Here is a 23916-nt window from a genome sequence, read left to right as displayed (position 1 = left end):
GTTGGACCGAGCCTGCTGGTGGAGGGGCGTCTCGGTGTCCTGGTCCCTGGAGCCGCGAAGGACGAACACGGCCCGCCGCAGGGTGAGACTCCGGTGTCCCTGATGCGCCTCCGTGACTACGTATGCATCTACGGCAGCGGCCTGCTCGGGGAGCCCAGAAGCGCCGCGGCGACTGCCGATTGATCGCGATGTCGCCCTCGTCCGCGATCCACGTGGGAGCTCGCCCATATGCACGGCCCGCACCGGGCGCTGCATGATCTCCCGCTTCACCCCCTGCAGTTCTCGGCGATCAGAGAGCTTCTGGAGCGTCGCGGAGAAGAGTACGCGAGCGCCGGCATGAGTCGGTCCGCGAACCAGCGTCGGGCAGGGGCCGCGAGCAAGCGAACTGGCATCGCTCGGCGCTCTGTTGAAAAACGATCAAGCACGAATATTATGCGCCGGACTGGATCGTTCCGGCTGGCTCGACTGATCGCGCGCAACCGACCATCCCCCCCACCCGTTTCACGCCGGGGCAGCCCAGCACCGGCGCGAGACCGTCTCGCGAGAGGACCCGACGTGTCACTGGATTCCATACCCCGGGCGAAGGGCCGCGTTCCCGGCCTCGGTCACGTGCCCCGCATGCTGCGTGACCCGCTGGGAGTGCTCAGGGCTCTCCACACCGAGGGGCCCGTCCTGCGCCTGGACATCGGCACCATGCCCGTCGTCGTCGTCACCACCCCCGACACGATCACCGAAGTCCTCGTCAAGAAGGGGAAGCACTTCAGGAAAGGCCGGCTCTTCGACCGGCTGAGGCCGCTGGTCGGCAACGGCATCGGCAACTCCGAAGGTGCAACCCATCTCCGCAACCGGCGCCTCATCCAGCCGATGTTCTACAAGGAGCGCCTCGAGGGCTACGCCCACGTCATGTCCGAGCGCTCCCGGATGCTGGCGAACTCCTGGAGCGACGGCCAGACCATCGATGCAGCCGAGGTCGCGGGCAGCTTCACGATCGAGACCCTCGCCGCGACCATCTTCAGCGCCGACATCGGCCGTCCCGCAGTCGAGTCCGTCCGCGAAGACCTTCCGATCATCCTCCGCACCATGCTGCGCCGGGCCCTCGCTCCCAAAGCCCTGGACGGGCTCCCCATCTGGAGGTCCTTCGACCGCTCGGCCTCCCGGATGCGCGCCGTGATCGAGGAGGTCATCGCCACCACCCGCGCCTCCAACCCCGAGAACCGCACGGACCTGCTCTCTCTGCTGGTCTCCGCACGGGACGAGACCGGCGCCGGCATGACCGACGAAGAGGTCCGCGACGAACTCGCCACCATGCTCTTCGCCGGGAGTGAGACGACCGCTTCCACGCTCGCCTGGGCCATTTACCACATCGGTCAGCGGCCTGACGTCGAAGAGGAAATCCTCACGGAGATCAGAGGGGCCGTCGGCGATCGGCCCGTCACCTTCGCCGACGTACGGAACCTGCCCGCCATCACGCGGGTCCTGGACGAGGTGATCCGGCTCCACGGGGTCACCACACTCATGCGGCGCACCATCGAACCCGTCACCATCGGCGGCTACGAACTTCCCGCCGAGACCGAGGTCCTCTTCAGCCCCTACGCCATGCACCGCGACCCGGACCTGTATCCGGACCCGGACCGCTTCGACCCCGACCGCTGGCTGCCCGAGCGGTCAGCCGACCGCCCCCGCCACCATGTCGCCCCGTTCGGCGCCGGCAACCGCAAGTGCATCGGTGACAAATTCGCCTGGCTCGAAGCGACCATCATCCTCGCCACCATCCTGCCCCGCTGGAAGCTGCGCTCCGTCCCCGGAAGCAAACCGCCGACCGAGGCCACCGCCTCCATGGCACATCCCATCCGGGTGCCGATGGTCGTCCGCCGCCGCCAGGACGACTGAACCTTCGCCCTCGATACGGCCGGCTCGCCCCGGGCCGGCCGTGGGGAGTGTCTGGCTTGTTGGATCGACCGCAGGCGCTCGGTCTGCAGCCGAAGCGTCCAGGGTGCGGGTCGGCACGGGCTCGGGCCGTCTCTTGCCGCCCTGCGGGCCGGCTCATGATTCGCGTGCCACCGCCGTCCGGCACCCGCGCGGTGTGGCTCGACTGAGGCCCGCCGGGGAGGCGAACATCCGGCCGTCATCCGCCCCCCGGTGAGGGCTGATCACCGGCCGGGTGACTTCAGTGGCGCTGCCCGGCACAGCGCACACCCCTCGGAATGTGTCCAGCGCCCTACCCGACATCCCTTGCGCCTCGCAGGGTTCCGATTGCGGTCACGGAGGGGGATGCCGAATGGGTTCGCGAGGTTCCGACCGGCACCTGTGACTCTCTTCATGCAAGATCCTTCTTTACCTCCCCTTTGTGAGATGCCAGGGTCTGTTTCGGTGATCATCTTCCCCGTGCCGAGGGTGATGGTCGAGGGCCCGCCTCCCTGACCTGGAGGCGGATATCTGCCATTGGGGATTGAATCAACGATGCGCAAGACCATCATGCGCCGTATATCGCTGGCCGGGATCGCCGCTGTCACCAGCGGTGTTCTGCTCGTCGCCGTGGCTCCCACCGCCACGGCAGCCGACGCCGCTCGGGGGACGACCGGCGCCGTGGCCGTCGGGGCCGAGTCGAAGGCCCCACCGCTCACTCAGGGGCAGCGCGAGTTCATCGAGAAGGAGATGGGCCCCGAGGCTCTCGCCGAGATCGAGAAGGGCATGAAGACCAAGGGCTTCGCCTTCCCGATCGCCGCGGCCGCGATCGGTGCTGCGGCATGGTGCGCGAAGGGGGCGCTTGCCGGAATTCCGACCTCGGTGCTCAGTGACATCGCGGCGGGCAAGGCGTCCAGCAAGAAGTCCTATGCCCGGAACGCCGTCATCGGCTGCCTCGGCGGCGAGATCGGCGGTGTGGTCTGGAAGTTCCTGCCGGGCTGGGTCAAGAACAAGGCCGCCAACATGACGATCGCCTTCATCATCAAGTACATCCGCTAGTCAACGACGAGTGGGGCAGGCATGGCCTACATCTTCATCTTCGGCTGCTTTCTCCTGCTGGGCGTGGTCAGTCTCCTGGCGGCCCGTGTCGGCTATCGCGGCAAGGTCTGCGACAGATCCGACGGGTACGAGGTCCCTGCAGCGGTGAAGTCCGATCCCGCGCTGCGGAAGCGGGCCAACGGCTTGGTGGCGTTCTGGTGCACCGGGGCCGCCGCGCTGAGCTTCGCTCCGCTGGTGCCGATCGGCAGCGTCATCCTGAGTGACGGTGGCATGTCGGTCTCCACCTGGGGACTCGTGGCCTTCGCGCTCTACGGCCTGGTCGTGGTGACCGTAGGGGCCTACCCATTCGAGAAGATCAAGCGCCTCGGCGGCTCCGCCGGACGCTGAACAACGGTGTTCCGGGGCGGGCAACCAGCGGCCCCGGAACCCCTTCGCCCTCCGAGGCCCGTGCGGTCCGGCACCAGAACGGCTCCGCGGCGCTCGGGATCCAGGTGATTCCCGGTGCCGTCAGGCGTTCACGTGGTTCGCTGAGGTTGGCGTGGCGGCTGCCGGTCCGCCGGGGAGATCCTCCTCTTGAAGCCCTGAGCGCCCGTACTCACCTTCGGCGCCGGGGCGCCGGGGCGCAGGGTCGGGGCTCGGCGGCCTGCCGGGCGACGGCGTCGACGCCGTGCGTACCCCCAGGGTTCGCACGAAGGCATGGCAGGAATGGGGCGGCAACGCCGGTGTTGAGGTGCCGTCCTCCGCATCGTGCGTCACGGCACCGTGTCGGAGCCGGTGCCGTGTCCACCCATCGCACTCGTCGAGGTCGTCAAGGTTGGCGAGGGGGTTGGCCACCAGCCGGGTGTTCTCCTCGGAGATCCAGTTTTTCGCCGCCGGTGCGCACCTGCCTGCTTGTACCGGCGCTGGGCGCCGGGCGAGTCCCGGCGAAACGGGTGACAACCGGGCCGGTTACGGCGAGCAGCAGGACGTATCCGGCGGCCAGAGCGCCGAGCCGGTCTTGCCGCACCCCGACCAGACCGATCATGACGAGGGAGAACTCGCCGCGTGCGATGAGTGCGGTACCGGCCCGCAGCCGGCCCCGGCGCCCCGTGCCCTCCCGTCGTGCGGCGTACCAGCCTGCCGCCATCTTCGTCAGTGCCGTGACCAGCCCCAGCAGCACGGCGGCGGGAAGCACCGGCAGCAGCGTCTCCGGCTTGACCGAGAGGCCGATGGAGAGGAAGAAGACGGCGGCAAACAGGTCCCGCAGCGGGCTCAGCACCTGCCGTGCCTGGTCGGCCGCCTCACCGGTGAGTGACAGTCCCACGATGAATGCTCCTACCGCGGCGGAGATATGAGCCGCCTCGGCGACCGCGGCGACGATCAGCGTGACGCCGAGCACCCGCAGCAGCAACTGTTCGGCGTCCGGACGCAGATGCAGGAGCATCCGCCCGATGTGGTGTCCCCACCAGTACGACACGGCGAGCGCGGCCAGAACCGCGCCGAGGGCCAGCAGGACTCCCAGCAGTGCCTGCCGCCAGGTGCCGCCGGTGGCGACGACCGCGAGCAGCGGGAGAAAGGCGGCCATCGCGAAGTCTTCCAGCACCAGTACGGAGAGCACGGCCGGTGTTTCCCGGTTGCCCAGGCGCTTCAGGTCACTCAGTAGCCGGGCGATGATGCCTGACGAGGAGATGTAGGTCACGCCCGCCAGGGTCAGGATCCCAGTGGCGTCCAGGCCCAGGAGCCATCCCGCCACGGCTCCCGGTGTCGCGTTCAGCACAAGGTCGACTGCCCCGGACGGCAGATGGCGGTGGAGGCTGGCGGCGAACTCCGGCACGGTGAACTCGAGACCGAGCGCCAGAAGCAAGAGGACCACCCCGATGCCTGCTCCGGTCTCCACGAACGCACCGGCGGCCGGAACCGGGGCGATGCCCCCCTCGCCCAGGGCCAGACCCGCCAGGAGATAGAGCGGGATGGGCGAGAGCGTGAAACGCCGGGCCAGCGTCCCGAGCAGACTTAGCGTTGCCAGGATGATCCCCAGCTCCAGCAGCAGGGCGACCGAGACCTTCATTGATCAGCCTGGATGATCTGCTCCACCTGGGCAATCCCGTCATGGGTTCCGATCACCACCAGCACATCCCCCGCCCGCAGCACCTGCGTCGGCCCCGGGGAGGGGATCACTTCCTCGCCGCGTACGATCGCCACGATCGATGCACCGGTCCGCGTCCGGGCTCTGGTCTCCCCCAGCAGACGGTCCACAAAGGGCCCGCCCGCACGGACCTCGATCTGCCCGGCGCTCAGCCCTGGCACCTCCTTGGTCAGATCGGCGAACCGCTCGGCGATACGCGGGGCCCCCAGAATCTCGGCGAGAATGTCGGCCTCCTCACGGGTCAGCCGGAATACGAACCTCGCCTCGTCCGCATCCACGCCCTCATAGGCCATCAGCTCGAATTCGCCCGACCGGAGGGCGACGACGCTCATCCGGTCCCCATCGCGGGTGGCGAACTCATAGCGCATCCCCACCCCGGGCAGCAGTACTTCGTTGACGTCCATGCCGCCAATCATCACGTCGCGCGCAAACCTCATGCCTCTGCATGACGAGGGCATATGGGGGGTTTCATGGCGAGCGACGGACTGTTTCGAATCGCATCGTTGTGCGGCGCACGTAGCTGCTCAGGACCCCCCGCACGCCCACGCGGCTCATACGCGGTGATCAGCAGGTGGAAACAGAGGCAAGCGGTCCGCTCGATCGAAAGCTGACCATGCGGGCCGGTAGAACTGCCGGCTGCACAAGAGCCGCGGCCAAGGGCTGTCCCGCTGACTACGAGGCCGCCGCGGCGGCATGACCACCACGTCGATGGTATCCGTCGAAGCGACGAACAAGCTCACCCAAGTTCCATGTTCCGTCGGCCTGTCGCCTACGGGCACAGGGCCAGGAAGGCCTCGTCGACGAGGGCGGGCAGATGGCCCTCGCCGTCTCCGTCCACCCACACGGCCAGGGTGGTGGTGAGCGCGGCGAGGGCGGCGGAGGCGTAGACCCTCAGGGAGAGGTCGGGTTCCCCACCGGAGCGCGCCGCGAGGGCGGCGGTCAGCATCTGTTCCGTTGCGTGCTGGTTCTCCCGGAGGCGGGCGCGCAGCGCCGGAGTCCTCAGGATGAGACGGGTGCGGACGAGGAGTGCCTCCCGGTCCGTGGTGTAGACGGCGGCCAGGCCTTCTGCGAGGGCGTGGTGGAGAGCGGTCAGCGGGTGCTCCTGGGGCGGTCGCCGCTCGATGAGCCGGACGATGAGCGGGTCGTAGTCGTCGGATTCGACGACGGACTCCTTGGTGGGGAAGTGGCGGAAGAACGTCATGCTCGACACGCCGGCGGCACGGGCGATCTGTTCGACGGTGGTGGTCTCGTAGCCCTGGCTCAGGAACAGGCGCAGGGCCTCCGCCTGGATGGTGCTGCGCGTGTGTGCCTTCTTGCGTGCGCGCAGGCTCTCGGGTGGTGTCGCCGGGCCGTTCATGTGTCCTCGTTCTCCGGGGTGTGGTGCCTCGTGGTGCCCAGCCTGGTGCTGAACCAGGCGTCGAGCGAGGCCGTGGAGTTGCCCCGCCAGGCCATGTGCCCATCGGGCCTCACCAGTGTGACGTGACGGGACGGCGCTGTGGAGGGGGTCAGGGGAGTGAGGGGTATGTCCGGCCCGAGGTGGCGCGCGGCCACCGCACGGTACGCCTCCCCGTCGCCGAGTGCGGGAAGCAGAAGTGCCCAGCGGGCTCCGAGTTCGGCGTGGAGGCGGGTGGGGGAGCCGTCAGGACGCGTGCACGGCACGTCGGGCACCCGGTCACCGGCCCGCGCGGTGCCGAGAGCCCATCGCTCGGTGAGCCGCGCGCCCAGGGGGCCGCGACGGTAGTGGATCTTCAGCTGTGACGACTGCTCCCAGATGAGCCTCTGCACCAGTGGTCGGTTCATCAGCGGTACGAACACGCGGTCCCGTGCGGCCCGGGCGAGGGGGGTGTCGCCGACCACCATGCGGGTGAGGGAACTCGTCGAGGCCAGGACCTCGCGGGCTATGGGCCGGCGTTCGGCTTCGTACGTGTCCAGCAGCGCGCCGGGGGCCGCGCCGTGCATGACCATGGCCAGCTTCCAGGCGAGGTTCTCCGCGTCTCCGAGCCCGGTGTTCATTCCCTGGCCGCCGAACGGACTGTGGATGTGGGCGGCGTCGCCGGCGAGCAGGATTCGGCCGCGCCGGTAGGTGGAGGCCAGCCGGCGATGGATGCGGAACGTCGAGGACCAGAGCACTCTTCCCACGACCGAGGGGTCGAGGCCGGCATGGTTGCGGAGTTGCCGCGTGAGTTCGTCGACGGTGCCGTCGGCTCCGGGACTTGTGGCGCCCGGACGCGCAGGGGCCATGAGGCGCCAGACGCGGTCGCCCGGCAGCGGGAAGGCGCCGAGCATGCTGTCCGCCCGGAGCCACACGGACACCGTGTCGGACGGTAGGGGCAGATCGGCCTGCACGTCCGCCAGCAGGAAGTTCTCGATGACGGAGACGCCGGGGAAGTCGATTCCCGCCGCCTTGCGCACGAGGCTGTGGGCGCCGTCGCACCCGACCAGCCAGGCCGACCGGAGTTGTTCCCCCGGAAACGACAGGGTCACGCCGGAATCGTCCTGGGTGACGGAGAGCAGTTCCCTGCCCCACTCGACCTCGACCCCCAGCGTGCTCAGCCGCTGTCGCAGGACTGCTTCGACCTCGGTCTGGGACATGAGCAGGCCGGGTCGCGTCACCAGTTTCGTGGGCCGACCGACCTGCAGGCTGGCCATCTGCCTGCCGTCCACGTGGGTGACCACCCGGGAGATGCGTACGGAACGTTCGGGCAGGTCGGCCAGGGCGCCGAGCCGGTCGAGCACCTCGGCTCCGCGCGGCTGGAGGCCGAGTGCCCGTGAGGTGGTTGCGGGCTCGTCGCGCTTCTCCGCGATCCGGACCGGGACACCCGAAGCCGCGAGACCGCAGGCCAGGGCCAGGCCCGTGGGCCCGGCCCCGGCGATCACCACAGAGGACATGTCCACCCCAAGTGTTAGTCGCTATCAACAGTTAGAGGCTAACGCGAATGTGGATGCGGAGTCACTCCCCGGATGGCCGTCTGTCCACGATGAGTGCGACCAGGGCGCCTGCGAGGACTGCCCATGCCGCGGCGCCGCAGCCGTAGGTCTGCATGGCGATGACACCCAGCACGGCTGTGGTCAGTGCGCCCGCGGTGAGAGCTCGGGCGTTGGTGGCGAAGGCCCATTGGGTACGGGCACTTCCAGGCCGCCGCATCTCCGCGAGAGCAGTCCTGATCACCAACGCGGCGATCACGATCGCGACCGTCAGCACCGAAGCGGGGCCGTTCACGGTCTCTGCCCGATGAAGTGCTGCATGAGCCGTGCGGCAGAGACCGAGCCGGGCATGGTCACCCGATCTCCCTCCCGTTCGATGGCAGCGACCAACGGACTGCGTACACGAGCCATGAGCGCGGCACCTCCGTGGGGTGGGCGTCAGGGCCGACGACGGGCGGCCAATAGAGGGACGTCGGGGTCATTCCGCAACGGTGAGGCGGCTGACGCGCTCCGCGGCCTCTGCATGGCGTCGCTCGTCGACGACGGCAGCGAGCAGCGGGACTTCGAGCGCATAGGGGGCACGAGTTCACGAATGAGTTGAGAACCGGGAATCACGGCGTGGGGCAGTCCGTCGGTGTCGAGCACCAGGAGTGCGGGGAGCCGCTGCTCGGCCGGCATCCGGGCCGCGGTGGGCGCCTCGTCGTCCGTGGTCACCAAGGGACACGGCCCTGCCAGGTTCTGAGCGCGTATGAGGCGCCTCCTCACCTGACGGTTCCGCCCCCGGAGGCACCGGAACCGCTTCGCTGGTAGATGTCCGGGATGCCGTCGGCGTCGTCGTCGCGCGTCTCCTCCTCGTAGAGGCGCCGGTAGATGCCGTTGCGGCGTTTGATCAACAGGGCGGCGAAGCCCGCGGCGATCAGTGATGCGACCAGGACCGCCGCCTTGATGTGCTCGGCCTGGGCGGGGTCGGGGAAGGCCAACTCGCCGATCAGGAGGGCGACGGTGAAACCGATCCCGGCCAGTACGGCGAGCGCGAGGACGTCCGCCCAGGCCAGGTCCGGGTTCAGGCGGGCGCGGGTGAAGCGTGCTGCGAGGTACGTGCCGGCGAAGATTCCCAGGGTCTTGCCGACGACCAGGCCCAACACCACCCCGAGTGGCTCCGGCCGGGTGAACACCTCGCCCAGGGCCGCACCGGAGACGCCGACACCGGCGGCGAACAGGGCGAACAGCGGCACCGCCACTCCCGCCGAGACCGGGTGCAGCAGGTGTGAGGCGCGCTCGGCGGGGGACGCGTCCTCGCCCTTGTCGCGGGTGGTCCGCAGGATCAGGCCCATGGCGACGCCTGCCACCGTGGCGTGGACCCCGCCGTTGTACATCAGCGCCCAGATGGCGACGCCGAGCGGCACGTACCACCACCAGCCCCTGACCCGCAGGCGCTGGAGGGCGTAGAACACGACCAGACCGGCGAAGGCACCTCCGAGAGCCAGGAAGTTGAGATCGCTGGTGAAGAAGACCGCGATGATCAGGATCGCGCCGAGGTCGTCGACGACCGCGAGCGTGAGCAGGAACGCGCGGAGCGCGGCGGGCAGATGGGTGCTGAGCACGGCCAGGACCGCGAGCGCGAAGGCGATGTCGGTGGCCATCGGCACCGCCCAGCCGTTGAGTGAACCCCCGCCGGAGGCGGCGACGGCCGCGTACAGTGCGGCGGGCACGATCATCCCGCAGACCGCCGCGATCACCGGCAGGGCGGCGGTGGCGGGGGTGCGCAGTTCGCCGACGACGAGCTCGCGTTTGAGCTCGATGCCGGCGACCAGGAAGAAGACCGCGAGCAGTCCGTCGGCGGTCCAGTGGCCCACGGACAGGTCGAGGCCGAGGGCGGGGATGCCGAAGTGGAATGCGCGTATCTGTTCGTAGACGCCGCTCCACGGGGTGTTCGCCCATACGAGGGCGACGACTGCCGCGGCGAGCAGCACCAGGCCGCCGATGGTCTCGGTGCGCAGGGCCTCGGCCACGGCGTTGCGCTCGGGCAGGGGGAGCAGACCGAGGAAGGTGCGCTGACGCGGGGCGTCTGACATGAGATGGGGCCTCCGGGCCGTCGATGGAGCGGGCACACTGCACCCTTGACGCCGACCAGACTTCCCGGCACACCCCGCGTCCCTTGACGCGTTCTTTACACCCTATCCAGAAGTGGGCCGCCGCCACCAGGCAGCGCCCCACCTGCGGTTACGTGTGTGAAGGGGCCGCATGCGCAAGGCGCGAGCGCATGCGGCCCCCGAGGAGCCTGGCCGCGAGGGGTCAGACGGTGGTCTTCACCGGCTCCTGGTCGTCGTCGGCGTCGTCCGTCTCGCCGGCCTTGCGGGCGCGGACGAACTCCATGAAGGAGTTCAGTTCCCGCTTGACGATCGGTGCGAGCAGGTAGAGGCCGATGATGTTGATGACCGCCAGCATGAAGAGGACCGCGTCGGCCATGTCGATCAGCGTCTGCAGCGTGAGCAGGGAGCCGGCGACGGCGAACAGCGTGTAGAGCACCTTGAAGGTGATCTCGCTGGCCTTGCTGCGCCCGAAGAGGTGCGTCCAGGCCTTGAGGCAGTAGTAGCCCCAGGTCAGCACCGTCGAGATGGCGAAGAGCAGCACCGCGATGGTGAGGATGTACGGGAACCAGGGCAGCACGGTGCCGAAGGCGTCCGAGGTGATGGTGACGCCGCCGATCGACTCACCCGCACGCGCTTCGGCCCAGCTCGCCGGGTTGGCGATCACGATGGTGAGGGCCGTCATGGTGCAGATGATGACGGTGTCGATGAAGGGCTCCAGCAGGGCGACCAGGCCCTCGCTCGCGGGGTGCTTGGTCTTCACCGCGGAGTGCGCGATCGGGGCCGAGCCGAGACCGGCCTCGTTGGAGAACGCGGCGCGCTTGAAACCGATGATCAGTGCGCCGAGGACACCTCCGGCGACGCCCTCGGGGTTGAACGCGCCCTCGACGATCGTGACGACCGCGTCGGGTACGGCCGTGACGTTCACGAGGATGACGACCAGACAGGCGGCGATGTAGATGCCCGCCATGGCGGGGACCAGCCTGCTGGTGACGTTGGCGATGGAGCGGATGCCGCCGAGGAGCACGATTCCGACGAGGGCCGCGATGAGGATGCCGAAGAAGAGAGCGCCGGCGGAGGAGCCGAGAGCGCCGTTCTCGCCGCCGGCGACGGAGACGAGCTGCGCGTAGCTCTGGTTGACCTGGAAGAGGTTGCCGCCGAAGAGGCCGAAGAACAGGATCATGAAGGAGGCCAGGACGGCGAGCACCTTGCCGAGGCTCTTGCCGTTCTTGCCGAAGCGGTCGGCCAGGCCCTTGGGGAGGTAGTGCATCGGGCCGCCGGAGACGGTGCCGTCGGGGTGGACCTCGCGGTACTTCACACCGAGGGTGACCTCGACGAACTTCGTGGCCATGCCCAGCAGACCGCAGAGGATCATCCAGAAGGTCGCGCCGGGACCACCGATGGAGACGGCGACGGCGACACCGGCGATGTTGCCGAGGCCGACGGTGCCGGAGACGGCCGCGGTCAGGGCCTGGAAGTGGTTGACCTCACCGGCCGACCCCTTCTCGTCGTACTTCCCGCGCACCACGTCGACGGCGAGTCGGAACTTGCGTATCTGGACCAGGCCGAACCAGGTGGAGAAGACCAGTCCGGCGACGACGAGCCAGGCGACGATCAGGGGGAGTTCCGTCCCGGCGACCGGTACGGAGTAGAAGACGACGTCTCCGAGCCAGCCGGCGATGGGTTCGAAGAACCCGCTGACTGCCTTGTCGACGGATTCGGTCATGGAGTCGAGTGACACTGTGGCTACCTCGTGGCGCAGGACCGGCGCACGGGACGTTGCGCCGGATGGTGTGCGGTCTTGGAGCGAACGCCGTTGTCCGATCGGCGACCCGGGGCGCCTCGGTTCGCGGACTCGAACCTGAGCGCCCTGGTCGTGCCGCGCCGACGGGTGCCGACGCGCTCCGCATCGACGCAAGGCCGAGTTGCGGAGTTGCGCAGTTCTAACACGGCCTTTGCGAATCTTTGGGTGAGGTGAATCACATAACGATGAGTAACCGCGAAAATGGCCAGCGAGCGTGACTAGAACGTTATCCGGAGCTCCCCATCCGCATACCGAACGTCATCGGCCGTAACCCGAACGTGGTCGCGCTCGGGATCGCGCCTTCGCTTCAGGCGCTGTGAGCTGCGACGTCGCTGCTGCGTGGTTCGTGGGTGGCGCTCTGAGCACGGGAAACGGGCGTGTGTTGAGCGAGGAATTCCGGAACCCGGCAGAGTTTCGATCGGTCAGGCTGCCGTATCCGGGCAGTGACGGTCGCGTGGTGTGGCTGTCACACTTCGGCATTCGGAGGTTCAAAGGTCGCTTCTGCCGTGATCCTCCACATAGACCCGGAAGATGTCGTGGGTCCTTGCGCTGTGCTCAGCGCTGGTCGAGAACCGCAGCGAAGTCCTCGAGCGGGGCGGGGAGAGCGGCTGAGAACCGCACCTCCGTGTACTGAGCGCCACGGCCGCGCTCCGCCGGAGCGGCGGTGTACCGGATGCTCGCGGCGAGGGAGGTTAGGGCATGCCCCTCGTGGAAGTAGGACTCGGCGTACCGCAGCAGATCGACGGAAGGCCCTCCCGACGAGTACGGCGATCTGCAGGATCAGACCGTGGCGGTCAGGAGGGCGAAGCCCACGAGGGCCTCGAGACCGCCGTGACGGGTCGGGTGCCGGATCACCCTTTCAGCCGACCCGGGTGCGCCTCCCGCAGTGAAAGGGCGGCGGGACCCGGTCGGGCACGTTTCTCCACCCACGGAGCCATCCCATGCCTCGATGCCGGAGCTCTTCGCGATCCTGGAGCCGGTGGTTCGGCTCGCTCCGCAATGCGCCCGCCAACGAGCCGGTCGACCGCGTGCACCTTCACGGCTTGATCGACCTGCGCAACGTCCAGCAGGCGACGAGCCAACTGATGGGTGCACTGCGTGACCGGCCGGAGGAGCTGGAAATCGACCTGCTCGACGTTACGGACGTGAACCAGGACGGCGCCGTCGCCTTCCTCCTGGCCGCACACCGCGCGCGGGGCCAGGGCACTCGACTGGTTCTGGTCAACGGGTCTCCACAGGTGAACAGGAAACTGCGCGATGCCGGCTGGCACGACACGGCACGCCCTTGCGGAGGCGACGCGGACACCGGCTCGTACCCCTGAGCCGACCGTCCGGCGGCGATCCCCGAGGCGCGTGCCGAAGCCGCCGTGTCAGGGGCCCCTGTGCCGGATGCCAAGCTTGTTGAACAGCAGCCCGAAGACCTCTCGGCAGCACGAGGCGAAGGCACCCGTCAACTGCCCCCGGCCGCAGAGCTCTGCCCCGTGCCTGTGCCCTGCGTCCACGTGGTTCCCGCAACCCGGGTGGCCGACCGGACGAGGTCGGCGCAACGTTGCGGGCGGCACCTCGCCACTCGGCGGCGCCTGCGCCTCGGGTCTTTCAGACTTCCTTGTTCGGCCAGTCGAGCAGCCGGGCTCCGATGACGGCCGTTTGGAGCGTGTAGCGATGAACGGGGTCTGCCGGGTCCGCGCCGGTGAGCTTGTGGATCCGTTCGAGTCGGTAGGTCAGCGCCCGCACGCTCAGCGAGAGCCGCCGAGCGGCCTCGGCGGAGACGCAGCCCGTGTCGAAGTAGGTGATGAGCGTCTCGATCAGCGGCCGGGCTCCACCTCGAGCTCCCTTGAGAGGGCCGAGGACCGTGTGTACGAGGTCGGCCATGGCCTGCCGGTCGCGGGTCAGCACCGGGTAGACCAGGAGATCCGACGCATGCAGAACGGGTTCGTCCAGACCCATGCGGTCGGCCAGGTCGAGGGCGTTGAGGGCCTCTTCGTAGGAGTGGACGACTCCTCCCGCACCTGGGTGGGGGCGACCGAGAGCAACCCGACCGCCGCCCGTGGCCGCGTAGGCCTGCTTGGCGAAGAAGTTGAGAACGTCGGACTGATCGCCCGGCGCGATGCAGATGAGCCGGCCGTCCTTGGTGGTGAGCAGGATGCGACGGTCTCCGAAGCGGCTGACCAGGGCGGCCTCAACCCTACGGGTGACGCGGTGACCGTCGTCGTACGGACTGCCGCCCTGCGCCACGGCGACCGCGTGGGCCCGGGAGAGCAGGAGTCCGAACCGTTCGGCGCGTTCGGCGAGACGGCCCAGGTCGCTCCGCCCGTAGAGGAGGTCGTCGATGAACTCCCGGCGCGCCGCCTCTTCCTGGCGTACCGCGAGGCGTTGTGCTCGCTCATGCCCCTCTGCGAAGGCGTCCACGGCCTGCTCGACGGCGGCGAGCAGGTGGTCGGCCGCAGCGGGCGCCAGTGTGCGGCGTACGGCCTGCGCGGCGGCGAGGTGGGCCCGGATCAGAGCACGCAGGCCGATGCCCGTCTCCGCCGCCCGTTCTCCCTGGCCCCGCAGCGAATCCAGTTCGTCGCGGGTGAGCCGCCTGCCGGTGGCGCAGGCACTCGTCAGGGCCTGGGTGTACCCCTTCAGGTACTTCTCTGGCGTTTCCGGCTCGGTCATGCCTCTTCCGTTCCTCGGTGCGTCCGTGGCGATTCCTGACACGCGGAGATCGAAGGAAGCAGTACGCCGCGGCCTACTCGGACCGGCATCAAGGATACGTAATCATTGCCGGTGGACGGCAATCTCGGCAAGGTTGGGTGACTTTCGGGCACTCATCACGGCCGGGGCGAGGGGCCAGGGCTTCTCTGACCGGCTGTCGACACGGAGGGTGGGTCTCGTCGCTGGGGTGTCGGTTGAGCCGCACGGCCCTCCTTCGCCCGCCTTCGTCGGCAGCCTGCCAGCGCCTGCTCCATCCGCTCGTCGTGGGGCTGCCTCCGCGCTGCGACCGACATTGCCAGTGACCGGCAACCTGCGCTGCGCCTGGTCGACCGGACCGGAGAACCAACGCCGCCCCGGGCTGGGCCCTACGCCGAGGTCCTGAGTCAGCCGCAGGCGGGGAGCTCGACGAGCGTCGGCCGTACAGGCCCGGAGACCGGTGTGCGTTCGAGGTGCTGCACCGGCGCGGTCACGGTTGGGGTGTGGAAGACCGGGCGACTGGAGGTTGGCGGCGCCTGGCGGTGCGGTATGCGTGCCATCGTCGGCGTAGCCAGTCTCCGATCTCCCCTACCGTGACCAGCAGCGCTGCGGAGGCGGAGCAGCGGAGAAGGTCCGTGGGCTGACCGACGGTGCGGCTCAGCAGCCAGAGGATGAGCGTGAGCGCTGTCCACCAGAGGCTGACTGATCCGATCGTGCGCCCCCAGGACCGTGCCCTCGTCATGACGCAGCGCTTGCTGTGCGGTGCGAGGCGATGGCCGCGACCGCGCATCCGGCTGTGGCGACGATGCCCGCGGTGGCGGTAGCGACCAAGATGATTGTCGGTGAGGCGCCGGCAAGGCGGGGGAGCGAGTTGAGAGGCGCGGCGGCGTACAGCGCGAGGACGGCCCAGCCGCGCGGTGGCGTCGGGGCGAGCCGCGGGCGCAGACGCTTCGGCACGTGGCCGGTGGCCATCGCCAGCCCAGCGGGGAGCAGGGTGATGGAGAAGAAGGTCAGGCCGATCCAGTGCCAGGTCATGAGGGCCTGGCTCCGGTGGGGGACTGGTGGCAGTTGCGGCGGGTGGCGGCGATCACGATGAGTCCCGTGATGAGCGAGGCGAGGCCGATGGCAAGCACGGGGAGGCCGGGCCCGGGTAGGACGTACATCCCTGCGCCGGCCAGAGACAATGCGGTCCCGACGGCGGCCAGGACCGCTCCGATGCGTCGTCCGAACACGCTGCTCCCTGTGCTGGCTGGTGGGTGGTCATGGGTGAGTGTACGGCGGTGGACGATGAGGTCGGAGTGTGCTCCGACGGACGTTCCCCGGCGGCCGCGGCGGAGGTGGAAGCGGCGGGCGTCGGGGGCGGCCGTGTCGGGCGCCCGGACCCCCGCCGCCGAGGTTGCGTGGCTCGGGCTCGCGGTCACCGTTGCGAGGGGGTTACGGCCACAATCGGGCGGCGTCGCACGGAGCATGAGGTCGCCCGCGCCCCGAGTGCCGGACCGCGGGGGTGGGGTGCGGTCGGTATCTCCGGGGCGCGGCTGCTGAGGCTTCTACCTGGTCGTTTCGAGCCCGTGCCGGCGCGCGTCGTGGGCCTGGCGTGCACGTTTCAGGAGCGCTGGGTCGATGTGGTGCGGAGCCGGTCGAGACGGTTGATGGTCGGGGCTGCCGAGGCTCCGTGCAGGATGACCGAGAGCAGGACGGTGAAGGCGACGAGAGACCACAGCTGGTGAGTGTGGTCGGCGAACTTGTCCGTGTGCCCGAGGGCGTAGGCCAGGTAGAAGAGGGAACCGATGCCGCGGATGCCGAACGCGGAAATGACGATTCTTTCGCGGGATGGGAGTGCCCGGCCGGTCTGCGAGATCCACGCGGTGGTCGGGCGGACGGCCAGAATGAGCAAGAGACCGACCAGGGCGGCGGGCCAAGTGAGAGCTTTCAGGCCGCCGTCGGCGAGGTAACTGCCGAGAAGGAAGAGGAGGAACGCGGTCAGCAGGCGTTCGATCTGCTCGGTGAACTCGTGCAGGACCTTGTGATAGCCGTGGGTGCGTTCGGCTGCTCGGATGGAACAGGCGGTGACGAACACGGCGAGGAAGCCGTAGCCGTGCGCAAGCTCGGTGACGCCGTAGGAGAGGAACGTCGTTCCCAGGGCCACGAAGCCTTCCAGATGTTCGGAGAGCCGGACGGCGGAGGGCTTGGCGCGGAAGAACATCCAGCCCAGCAGGCGGCCGGTCACCAGCCCCGCAGCGACACCGATCGCCACTTTGGCGAGCAGGTCGATGAGGAACCAGTCGACGAACCAGTCCGTGGACCAGCCGGCACCCGGCACGGCCGCCATGGCCACGGCGGCTAGGACGAAGGGGAAGGCCAGACCGTCGTTCAGCCCTGCCTCCGAGGTCAGGGTGAAGCGCACTTCGTCATCGTCCTGCTCGGAATCGGCCGGCTCTCCCACCCGTACCTCTGCCGCGAGGACCGGATCGGTGGGAGCGAGTACCGCAGCCGCAAGAAGGGCGATGGCCGGCGGCCAGCCCGGCAGAGCGATGGCCAGCGCAGTGGTCGCTGCCATGGTCAGTGGCATCGCCGCGCCCAGCAGTCGCCACGTTCCAGCCCAACGGTGCAAGCCGAAAGGCCGGTTGAGTGCCAGACCCGCACCCATCAGCGAGATGACCACACACGCTTCGGTCGCGTGCTCCACCCACAAGCGGTCCTCGACGGGATCCACCACCGGTAGCGGGAGCGGCAGGAGCGCAACCGCCACCCCAGCCGCCAAGAACACCATCGGCATGGACAAGGGACGACGGAACACCAGCCGCGGCAGCACAGCCGCAGCCAGAGCCCCTGCTCCCAAGGCGGCATACACGGCATCGGACAACGTCATCCCCACGATCCTCGCAGAAGGACGGCTTGCTCTTGGTGATGCGGCAGGCACGCCCTGGCCCGGTGGTCGGCCTGGTTCCGACCGGCGGGCTCGCGGCGCGGGTGCCCATGGGGAGCGACCCTATTCCTGCCGGTCGCACGGTCGTCAGAGCCCGACCACATGCCTCACAGAGTGTCGTGGACGGGCCTGGGCGCGCCGGGCAACGCGGGCAGGTCCTGGCCGGTGGTGGGGGGAGGGCCCGGGCAGTTGGGGCGCCCCGGACGACGTCGGCGCGCGTCGTCCTGTCTACCTGCGGCGAGTTGCGGTCCGGGCGAGGGCGGCGCACCGACACCGGTGGCGGTGATGAGACCTCGGAGCATGGCCGAGGCACCTGGAGCCGGCCGGGGACGGCGCCCGTCAGAGGCGTCGTCCATTTGGCGAGGAGGGCTGCCAGCCGCGGCCGGGCGCCGGAATGAACTGTGTCACCGTGCCAGCGCCCCAGCTTCCCGGCATGGGCCCCGTCGCCGCTGGGCCCTCCTCGCCCTCATCGTTGCACACTGCAAAAGAGAGTTCCAGGTGCGGGCAGTCGGCAGCTGCGCCGTATCGGTCCGGGCGGGGGACATATCCGGCGCTGTTCGTGTCCACGGGGCAGTAGCCGGCGCCCCGCCGGGCGTTCGTTCGCAGGGCGGGCGCTGAGCGAGTCCGGCTCCGGACTGCGCTTCCCTGGCCTGGGAGGAGCCGGAGTGCCCGTCCGGAGCCGGCGGGGCGGCGCGTTCCCCCGCGGCGCAGCCGGAATCCCACCACGCCTCGCAGGGGGTGTCATGCCTCGGTACGGGCCGCCGCCGTCCCCGAAGAATTGCACGGTGCCATGGAATGATCCAGCAGCCTCGCCCGGCGGGTGGTCCGCCGCCGGCCTACTGAGGGGTGACGGCCGTCTCCACGTCGGTGAAAGTGGCACGGTCGACCAGCCCGGTGTCCTCAAGGACCTCGAGGTGATCCAGTACGGTCTGGTTGGCCTGCCGCGCATGACGGCGGATGAGATCGTTCTGGGTGGCGGCCCGGACTTCACCGATGGTGGCGAAGATCTTTCCGTGGGAGGAGCGCAGCAGGTTCGCGAAGAGGCGGTCGAACTCGGCTCCCCGGGCATTCTCCATCTGCTTGACCCAGCCCTGCTGTTCGGCCGTGGCCTCGTCGGGAATCGCGACGCCCAGGATCTTGGCGTCCTCGCGTACGAGTTGGTCGAGCTTGCTGTGGCCGTCCATGAGGTGCAGGCCGGCGCGCTTGACCGCTTCGCTGGAGGCGTTCGTCTGGGCCAGCCGGCCTGCAGGGATCTCCCACAGGCCGGCCTGCCGCACCTTGACCAGGAACGTCTTGTCCACCTCGGTCACCGGCTGGGACCCGGTCTGCCCGGACGGGTCGTCAGCCGCCGCATCCTCCTGCGCACCCGTCCCGTGGGGGACGCCGGACGAGTGCCCGTACCCCGCGGCGCCGGACTGTTCGGAGCCGCCGCGTGCCGCGGCGCCTGCGGGCGTCGGTGAGGCTGAGGCCTCGTCGTCGCCTCCCCGTGTGACGATCAGCACGGTGGCGATGACCGCGCACACGGCCACGATCACTGCGATGGTCCTGGGGACTTTGGATTCCGCGGCGCGTCGGTTGGAACGCATGATGCCTCCCGGTCGGCATGGAGTTCGTGTTCGTCGATGTCGCCCGGAAGCTGTACGGCGGCTGGCACGGCTCGCAGAGAGCAGTACGGACCAGGCTGCTGCAGCGTTCACCGGCGTGGGAATGTCCGCGAACGGCCCTGTCCGGCAGTCACCACTTCTCCCGTCGGCTTCGTGCGCGTCGCCGCACGGCAACGGCGGGCGGAGACGATTTCCGGACGACGAGCACGAACCGTTGCGCTGCGGACGGGACCCGGTCGTGACATCGGGGGAGCAGTACCATGCGCTGTATGCGGATGGTGCTGGGCAGGAGGACAGCTCTCGATCCACGTTGACGAGGCGGCACGTGCACCGCAAGCCGACGGGCGGAGGCGAGGACCTCAACAGCGCTGTTCCTGCTGCCGGAAGCCGCCGCGTCGATCCAACGGCACGCGATCCGACCGTGGTAGTCGAGTCGCATGGATTCCTCCGGAGGCTGCGAAGACGCACCCCTGCCCCGACGGCTCGGCCGACGGCTCCGTAACTCCATGACGGGCGGGACGGGGGAGGGGGGCAGTGACCTGGAGTTGATGAACCGCTCCCTCGGGTTCGCGGCGATGTGCTTCCTGACCGTGGTACCCCTGATGATCGTCCTCGCAGCGGCAGACCCGCCTCAGGCAGCCGGTTTCGCGCACTGGCTCAGCAGGGCCCTGAGCACGTCGGCGGCGGCTGAGCTCGAGATCCAGCAGCTGTTCGCCCCGCCGCGCCGAGTCCTGCGGGCGACGACGAGCTTCAGCCTGGCTGCTCTTGCGCTCTTCGGCGTCACCTTCGCGGCCGCGGTACAGACCGGCTACGAGAAGGTGTGGGACCTGGAACCGGCCCGAAGCGCCAGTTCCCACGCCCGCGTACTGGCGCTTCACGTCCTGTGGCTCTGTCTGCTCGTCGGGTACGTGCTCTTGTTCACGAACACACCTCTGCGCAGTGAGAGCGTCATCACCACATTCCAGGGGACTGCGGGTGCCGTTCTGATTACGCTCATGGTCCTGTGGGCCTCGCAGAAAATCCTTCTCGGTGGCCGGACGGGGTGGAAGGCGCTCCTGCCGGGCGCCCTCGCAAGCACCGTCGGCCTGCTCGGCCTTCGTCTCCTCTCCCACCTCGTCTTCTCTCCCTTGATCGTGGCGAGCGCCGTCGCGTACGGCATCGTCGGGACGATCCTGGTCGTCCAGACCTGGTTCGTCGGCGTGGGCTTCGTCCTCTACGGAGGCGCGTTCGTGGGTAGGGTTCTGTACGAGGAGGGATGGCCGAGGACACGGCGTCGGCACGGCTGACAGGCGGCCGTGGCAGATGTCCGTGCAGCCACGGACGTGGCGCCCCGCGCTCTTGACCGGGCTGAGATCTGAACAACCCCCAGCGGGTCGACCCCACGATCGGCCGGCGCATTCCGGGTAGGCGCTTTACATGGGCGAGTGGCGACCTTTGACGCGTGTCCAGGGCTATCTGCCGATAGCCGATCACGGGCTCGTCGGCGACGGCCGGACGTGCGCCCTGGTCGGCAGGGACGGAGCGGTGAGTTTCATGTGCGTCCCGCGTTTCGACTCGGTGCCCCTATTCGCCTCCCTGCTCGACCACCGGAGAGGTGGAGAACTGCTGATCGCGCCCGCCCGGGTGACCGAGAGCCGCCAGAGATACGTGCCCGGCACCGGCGTGCTTGTCACGGACATGCGCGGTCCGGATGGGGAGGTCGAGATCACCGATGCCTTCCTGCTCGCGCCGGACGCGCGTCTGGAGGAGGACGCGAGGGCCGACCAAGAGGAGCTTCTGCGACACGTGCGCGTGGTGCACGGCAGCGTCGAGCTCCGTTTTCGCCTGAGCCCCCGCTGGGGCGACGAGGTATGCCCGGACGGGAGCTCGTGGGTCCTCCGCGGTCCGGGACGGCCTCCCGTGTACGTCCGGTTCTCCCGGCCCGTGCCGGGTGCGGAGGGCACGATCACCCTCGGGCCGGGAGAAGACCTGACCGTCTCCCTGACCTGGGGCGACGGGGCCCGCCGCGGCACCGAGTGTCTCGACCGGCCTGCAACGGGCCTGGACGCCACCACGCGGGTCTGGAGGCGATGGGCCGCTCACGTGGTGCGGGACGTCCCCCGCCCCGATCTCGTACTGCGCTCCGCGATCACCCTCAAGTTGCTGGACCATGTGGAGAACGGTGCTCTCATCGCCGCACCCACGTCCTCCCTTCCGGAACGCATGCACGGCACGCGGAACTGGGACTACCGCTACGCGTGGATCCGGGACACCGCCTACGCGGTCTTCGCCCTCCGGCGCATCGGACTGCCGATGGAGGCCGAAGGCTTCCTGAGCTGGGCACTGAGGGCCTCCCATGACAGCGGGCGTCCTCTCGTCCTCTACGACCTCGACGGACATGCCCCGCCCCATGAAATCGAGGACGCGGCACTGGAGGGCTATCGCGGATCCGCTCCGGTGCGCTGGGGCAACGCCGCGGCTCGCCAGGTGCAGCACGACGTGTACGGCGAGATCCTCGACTGCGCGTTCCAGTGGGCGGCGACAGGGGGAGTGCTCGACCCCGGCCTGTGGCGACAGCTCCGACGCCTCGCCGATGAGGCCCGCACCGCGTGGAACCGCCCGGACCACGGCATCTGGGAGGTACGCACGCAGGGTCGACCGTTCACGTACTCGGCCGCCATGTGCCAGGTGGCCCTCGACCGGGCGGCACGCCTGTCCCGCATGCTTCATCTGCCCGGCGACACGGAGGGCTGGAACCGGGATGCGCAGCGTCTCGCAGCGCGGGTCCTAGACGAGGCCTGGGACGAGGAGGAGGGAGCCCTCACCGAGCACCTGGGCGGCGGCGGTTTGGACGCTTCCCTGCTCGCCCTTCCGCTCCGACGGGTCGTACCCGCCGACCATCCCCGCATGGTCGCCACCACCCGGGCGGTGGCGGACCGCCTCGGCGCAGGTGGCGGTCTGCTCCACCGCTACCTCCCCCGGGCCTCACCGGACGGCATCGACGAACCCGAAGGAGCGTTCCTCCTGTGCAGTTTCTGGATGGCCGACAATCTGGCCGGACAGGGGCGCATCGACGAGGCGACGGAACTCTTCGACCGGCTCTGCTCCTACGCCAGCCCCCTGGGACTCCTGCCCGAGCAGATCGACCCGTCCGACGGTTCGTTCCTCGGCAACTTCCCGCAGGCGATCAGCCATGTCGGCCTGCTGGCCACGGCCGTCGTACTCGGCCGTGCGCAGCGCGGCGTACGGCCCGACCTGTCCACGCGGACGTGGTCGCGCCAGTGACGGTGGTTCATCGTAGGCGGGGAGGTGCCCGTGCGTGTGGCGTTGCAGAGGGCCGGACCGACGGAGGCTCTGCAAGGACCAGGTCGCCTGTGGGCGACGGAGGCGAGTTGACGGCCGGGACCCGCGAGGCGACCCGGAACGGGACGCGTGAAGCGGTACTCGGATGTGCGGAGCGGTCGCGCCGGTGATCGGGGATCCCGTACCGGTCATTCGGGCCGCTGGACGATGACGGCGTAGCTACCGACACCTATGAGCCGGTCGCCAGGAATTTCTCCTTCAGCGGTAAACAGCGCACGGATCCGTCCATCCGTTTCGTCGAAGTCGAGGTCCTCGATGGTTCCCACGCATTCGCCGGTCTCGACGAGGACGGGCTTGCCGAGAGGGTCGTGACTCCTGTGGGCCTCCTCGTCGGAGCCGAGTTCGTTCTCGGGTTTCAGCGCCTCCACCGACCGGACGGTCAAGGCGTCCTTGCCGAAGGAGTGCACGTTGCTCCAGGCCATGACGTGACCGTGGCGGCCACGGGTCTTGAGACGGACGGCCGAGATGTGCGGGGGTGAGGGCGCGAGCGTGACAGCGGTGATGGTCCCGAGTTGCTCAGCGGTCGAGACGGCGACCACCGCACGTCCTTGAGCGCTACTGAGCAGCATCATGTCTCCTGTTCGAGCCGGCGACGAAGGCCCTCGGCGGCGGCTGGCAGGCCGACGACGTCTCCGGCCGAGAAATCGGCCGTGCAGGCCGGTACAACCACCATCTCCTCCGACACGGAACTGGGCTTGATGACCGGAAGGAAGAGCGTTCGTCCCGTCTGCGCGGTCGAAACGACTTCGTATCCGATCACTTGGGGGGCCTTGCCGGTCTCGATGATGACGTCGGTGATCGTGCCGAGGACGGTGCCGTCCTCGGTCATCATGCGGGCGCCTATGACGTGGCCGCCGCCCGGCGCGTCGATGGACTCCCGCGCAGCCTGGTCGTCCTCCTCCAAGGCCTTACCGTCCCGGACCATCACCGCGTCCGGGCCGAGTGCGTGCACCTTCTTCCACAGCAGTGCGCGTTTGAGCGGACCTGCGAGGAGTCCGCGACCACTGAGAGTGAAGCAGGTGAGGGTGCCTCGCATGGGGTCGAAGACGATGTCCTTGACCTGGGCGATGTCCTCGCCTGCGAGCGTGACCACCGGCTCCTCGCGGATCTCGCGCGCGCGCAGATACGTGCTCATGTCTGCCTGCCTTTCCTGCCACCGCGCGGCCGGGTGCCGCCGGCGATGACGTCGCCGCTACGGCGGCGCGCCTGAACCGCGACCACCGAGGACGCCACCGCGGCCAGAACGGCGAGCCCGATGACAACCCAGATCCACCAGTCCATGAGGAGCACCTCCTGTCGCGAGGACCCGGCGCGCGGTCTGTTGCCGAAGCGCCGCTGTCTGCTTCCGTACCGACCCGGCCGGCGAGTGGTCCGTCGCCCGTCGAGCCCGGGGCGGCCCTTGGGGCTCCCGTCATCGAGGGCCTACCCTGCTGCTCTGTCGACCATCTGCGGGTGTGCGACAT

Annotated in this window: 21 protein-coding genes; 6 read left to right on the top strand and 15 right to left on the bottom strand. The window is 69.2% G+C overall.

The window, feature by feature from the left end:
- Positions 1-555 precede the first annotated feature (555 nt).
- The 3 genes from BLT82_RS24765 (at position 556) to BLT82_RS24755 (ending at position 3351) form a co-directional block, all read left to right on the top strand.
- Positions 556-1890 carry a cytochrome P450 gene (locus BLT82_RS24765; RefSeq protein WP_342029423.1) on the top strand — a complete coding sequence of 445 codons (1335 nt, stop codon included), beginning with the start codon at positions 556-558 and terminating at the stop codon, positions 1888-1890.
- A gap of 570 nt (positions 1891-2460) precedes the next feature.
- A complete protein-coding gene (locus BLT82_RS24760) occupies positions 2461-2964 on the top strand; it encodes a hypothetical protein (RefSeq protein WP_093658538.1) in 504 nt (167 codons plus the stop codon).
- Between the two features lie 21 nt (positions 2965-2985).
- Complete coding sequence (locus tag BLT82_RS24755) at positions 2986-3351, top strand: hypothetical protein (RefSeq protein ID WP_093658536.1); 366 nt, start codon at positions 2986-2988, stop codon at positions 3349-3351.
- Positions 3352-3772: 421 nt separating this feature from the next.
- Here BLT82_RS24755 and BLT82_RS24750 read toward each other — a convergent pair whose 3' ends face one another.
- From BLT82_RS24750 to BLT82_RS24720, 7 genes are all read right to left on the bottom strand, one after another.
- Complete coding sequence (locus BLT82_RS24750) at positions 3773-5011, bottom strand: cation:proton antiporter (RefSeq protein WP_244292122.1); 1239 nt, start codon at positions 5009-5011, stop codon at positions 3773-3775.
- Positions 5008-5493, bottom strand: a complete 486-nt coding sequence (locus tag BLT82_RS24745; RefSeq protein WP_093658687.1) for a cation:proton antiporter regulatory subunit — start codon at positions 5491-5493, stop codon at positions 5008-5010. Before BLT82_RS24745 ends, BLT82_RS24750 begins: the two co-directional genes overlap by 4 nt.
- Positions 5494-5858: 365 nt before the next feature.
- A complete protein-coding gene (locus tag BLT82_RS24740; protein ID WP_093658534.1) occupies positions 5859-6446 on the bottom strand; it encodes a TetR/AcrR family transcriptional regulator in 588 nt (195 codons plus the stop codon).
- Positions 6443-7978 (bottom strand): FAD-dependent monooxygenase, encoded by a 1536-nt coding sequence (locus BLT82_RS24735; protein WP_093658685.1) that lies wholly within the window; start codon positions 7976-7978, stop codon positions 6443-6445. Before BLT82_RS24735 ends, BLT82_RS24740 begins: the two co-directional genes overlap by 4 nt.
- Positions 7979-8039: 61 nt before the next feature.
- Positions 8040-8309: a hypothetical protein gene (locus BLT82_RS24730; RefSeq protein ID WP_093658532.1), complete on the bottom strand. Its 270-nt coding sequence runs from the start codon at positions 8307-8309 to the stop codon at positions 8040-8042.
- 466 nt (positions 8310-8775) lie between these two features.
- Positions 8776-10089, bottom strand: a complete 1314-nt coding sequence (gene nhaA, locus BLT82_RS24725) for a Na+/H+ antiporter NhaA (RefSeq protein ID WP_093658530.1) — start codon at positions 10087-10089, stop codon at positions 8776-8778.
- A 220-nt stretch (positions 10090-10309) separates the two neighbouring features.
- Positions 10310-11845, bottom strand: coding sequence for an alanine/glycine:cation symporter family protein (locus tag BLT82_RS24720; RefSeq protein ID WP_093658528.1), 1536 nt, complete (start codon positions 11843-11845; stop codon positions 10310-10312).
- 1004 nt (positions 11846-12849) lie between these two features.
- Here BLT82_RS24720 and BLT82_RS24715 point away from each other — a divergent pair.
- Positions 12850-13230 carry an STAS domain-containing protein gene (locus tag BLT82_RS24715; protein ID WP_093658526.1) on the top strand — a complete coding sequence of 127 codons (381 nt, stop codon included), beginning with the start codon at positions 12850-12852 and terminating at the stop codon, positions 13228-13230.
- A 274-nt stretch (positions 13231-13504) separates the two neighbouring features.
- On the opposite strand, the gene BLT82_RS24710 is transcribed toward BLT82_RS24715, so the two are convergent.
- The 5 genes from BLT82_RS24710 to BLT82_RS24685 form a co-directional block, all read right to left on the bottom strand.
- Complete coding sequence (locus BLT82_RS24710; protein ID WP_093658524.1) at positions 13505-14566, bottom strand: PucR family transcriptional regulator; 1062 nt, start codon at positions 14564-14566, stop codon at positions 13505-13507.
- A 753-nt stretch (positions 14567-15319) separates the two neighbouring features.
- On the bottom strand, positions 15320-15616 hold the full coding sequence (locus BLT82_RS24700; protein ID WP_093658520.1) for a hypothetical protein: 297 nt from the start codon (positions 15614-15616) through the stop codon (positions 15320-15322).
- A complete protein-coding gene (locus BLT82_RS24695; RefSeq protein ID WP_093658518.1) occupies positions 15613-15813 on the bottom strand; it encodes a hypothetical protein in 201 nt (66 codons plus the stop codon). The genes BLT82_RS24700 and BLT82_RS24695 overlap by 4 nt, the downstream gene beginning before the upstream one ends.
- Before the next feature lie 371 nt (positions 15814-16184).
- Positions 16185-17450 (bottom strand): cation:proton antiporter, encoded by a 1266-nt coding sequence (locus BLT82_RS24690; protein ID WP_093658516.1) that lies wholly within the window; start codon positions 17448-17450, stop codon positions 16185-16187.
- Positions 17451-18343: 893 nt separating this feature from the next.
- Positions 18344-19093: a DUF4142 domain-containing protein gene (locus BLT82_RS24685; RefSeq protein ID WP_167746075.1), complete on the bottom strand. Its 750-nt coding sequence runs from the start codon at positions 19091-19093 to the stop codon at positions 18344-18346.
- Positions 19094-19548: 455 nt separating this feature from the next.
- Between BLT82_RS24685 and BLT82_RS24680 the strand changes: the two genes are divergently transcribed.
- Both BLT82_RS24680 and BLT82_RS24675 read left to right on the top strand, forming a co-directional pair.
- A complete protein-coding gene (locus BLT82_RS24680; RefSeq protein WP_093658512.1) occupies positions 19549-20397 on the top strand; it encodes a YhjD/YihY/BrkB family envelope integrity protein in 849 nt (282 codons plus the stop codon).
- Between the two features lie 130 nt (positions 20398-20527).
- Positions 20528-22375, top strand: a complete 1848-nt coding sequence (locus tag BLT82_RS24675; RefSeq protein ID WP_093658510.1) for a glycoside hydrolase family 15 protein — start codon at positions 20528-20530, stop codon at positions 22373-22375.
- Between the two features lie 206 nt (positions 22376-22581).
- Here the strand turns inward: BLT82_RS24675 and BLT82_RS24670 are convergent, their stop codons facing one another.
- Genes BLT82_RS24670 through BLT82_RS37255 form a run of 3 tightly spaced genes read right to left on the bottom strand, consistent with a single transcriptional unit; the run spans position 22582 to position 23734 of the window.
- Complete coding sequence (locus BLT82_RS24670; RefSeq protein WP_244292120.1) at positions 22582-22992, bottom strand: PRC-barrel domain containing protein; 411 nt, start codon at positions 22990-22992, stop codon at positions 22582-22584.
- 29 nt (positions 22993-23021) lie between these two features.
- Positions 23022-23588, bottom strand: coding sequence for a PRC-barrel domain-containing protein (locus BLT82_RS24665; protein WP_093658506.1), 567 nt, complete (start codon positions 23586-23588; stop codon positions 23022-23024).
- The gene (locus tag BLT82_RS37255; protein ID WP_167746074.1) at positions 23585-23734 is read right to left on the bottom strand and encodes a hypothetical protein; all 150 of its coding nucleotides are present in this window, start codon (positions 23732-23734) and stop codon (positions 23585-23587) included. Before BLT82_RS37255 ends, BLT82_RS24665 begins: the two co-directional genes overlap by 4 nt.
- Positions 23735-23916: the final 182 nt, after the last annotated feature.

Origin of the sequence: Streptomyces wuyuanensis (genome assembly GCF_900103455.1) — a bacterium.
Taxonomy (GTDB): Bacteria; Actinomycetota; Actinomycetes; order Streptomycetales; family Streptomycetaceae; genus Streptomyces; species Streptomyces wuyuanensis.
The sequence above is the reverse complement of the archived record's forward strand: the minus strand, read 5'-3'. Positions and strand labels throughout refer to the sequence as shown.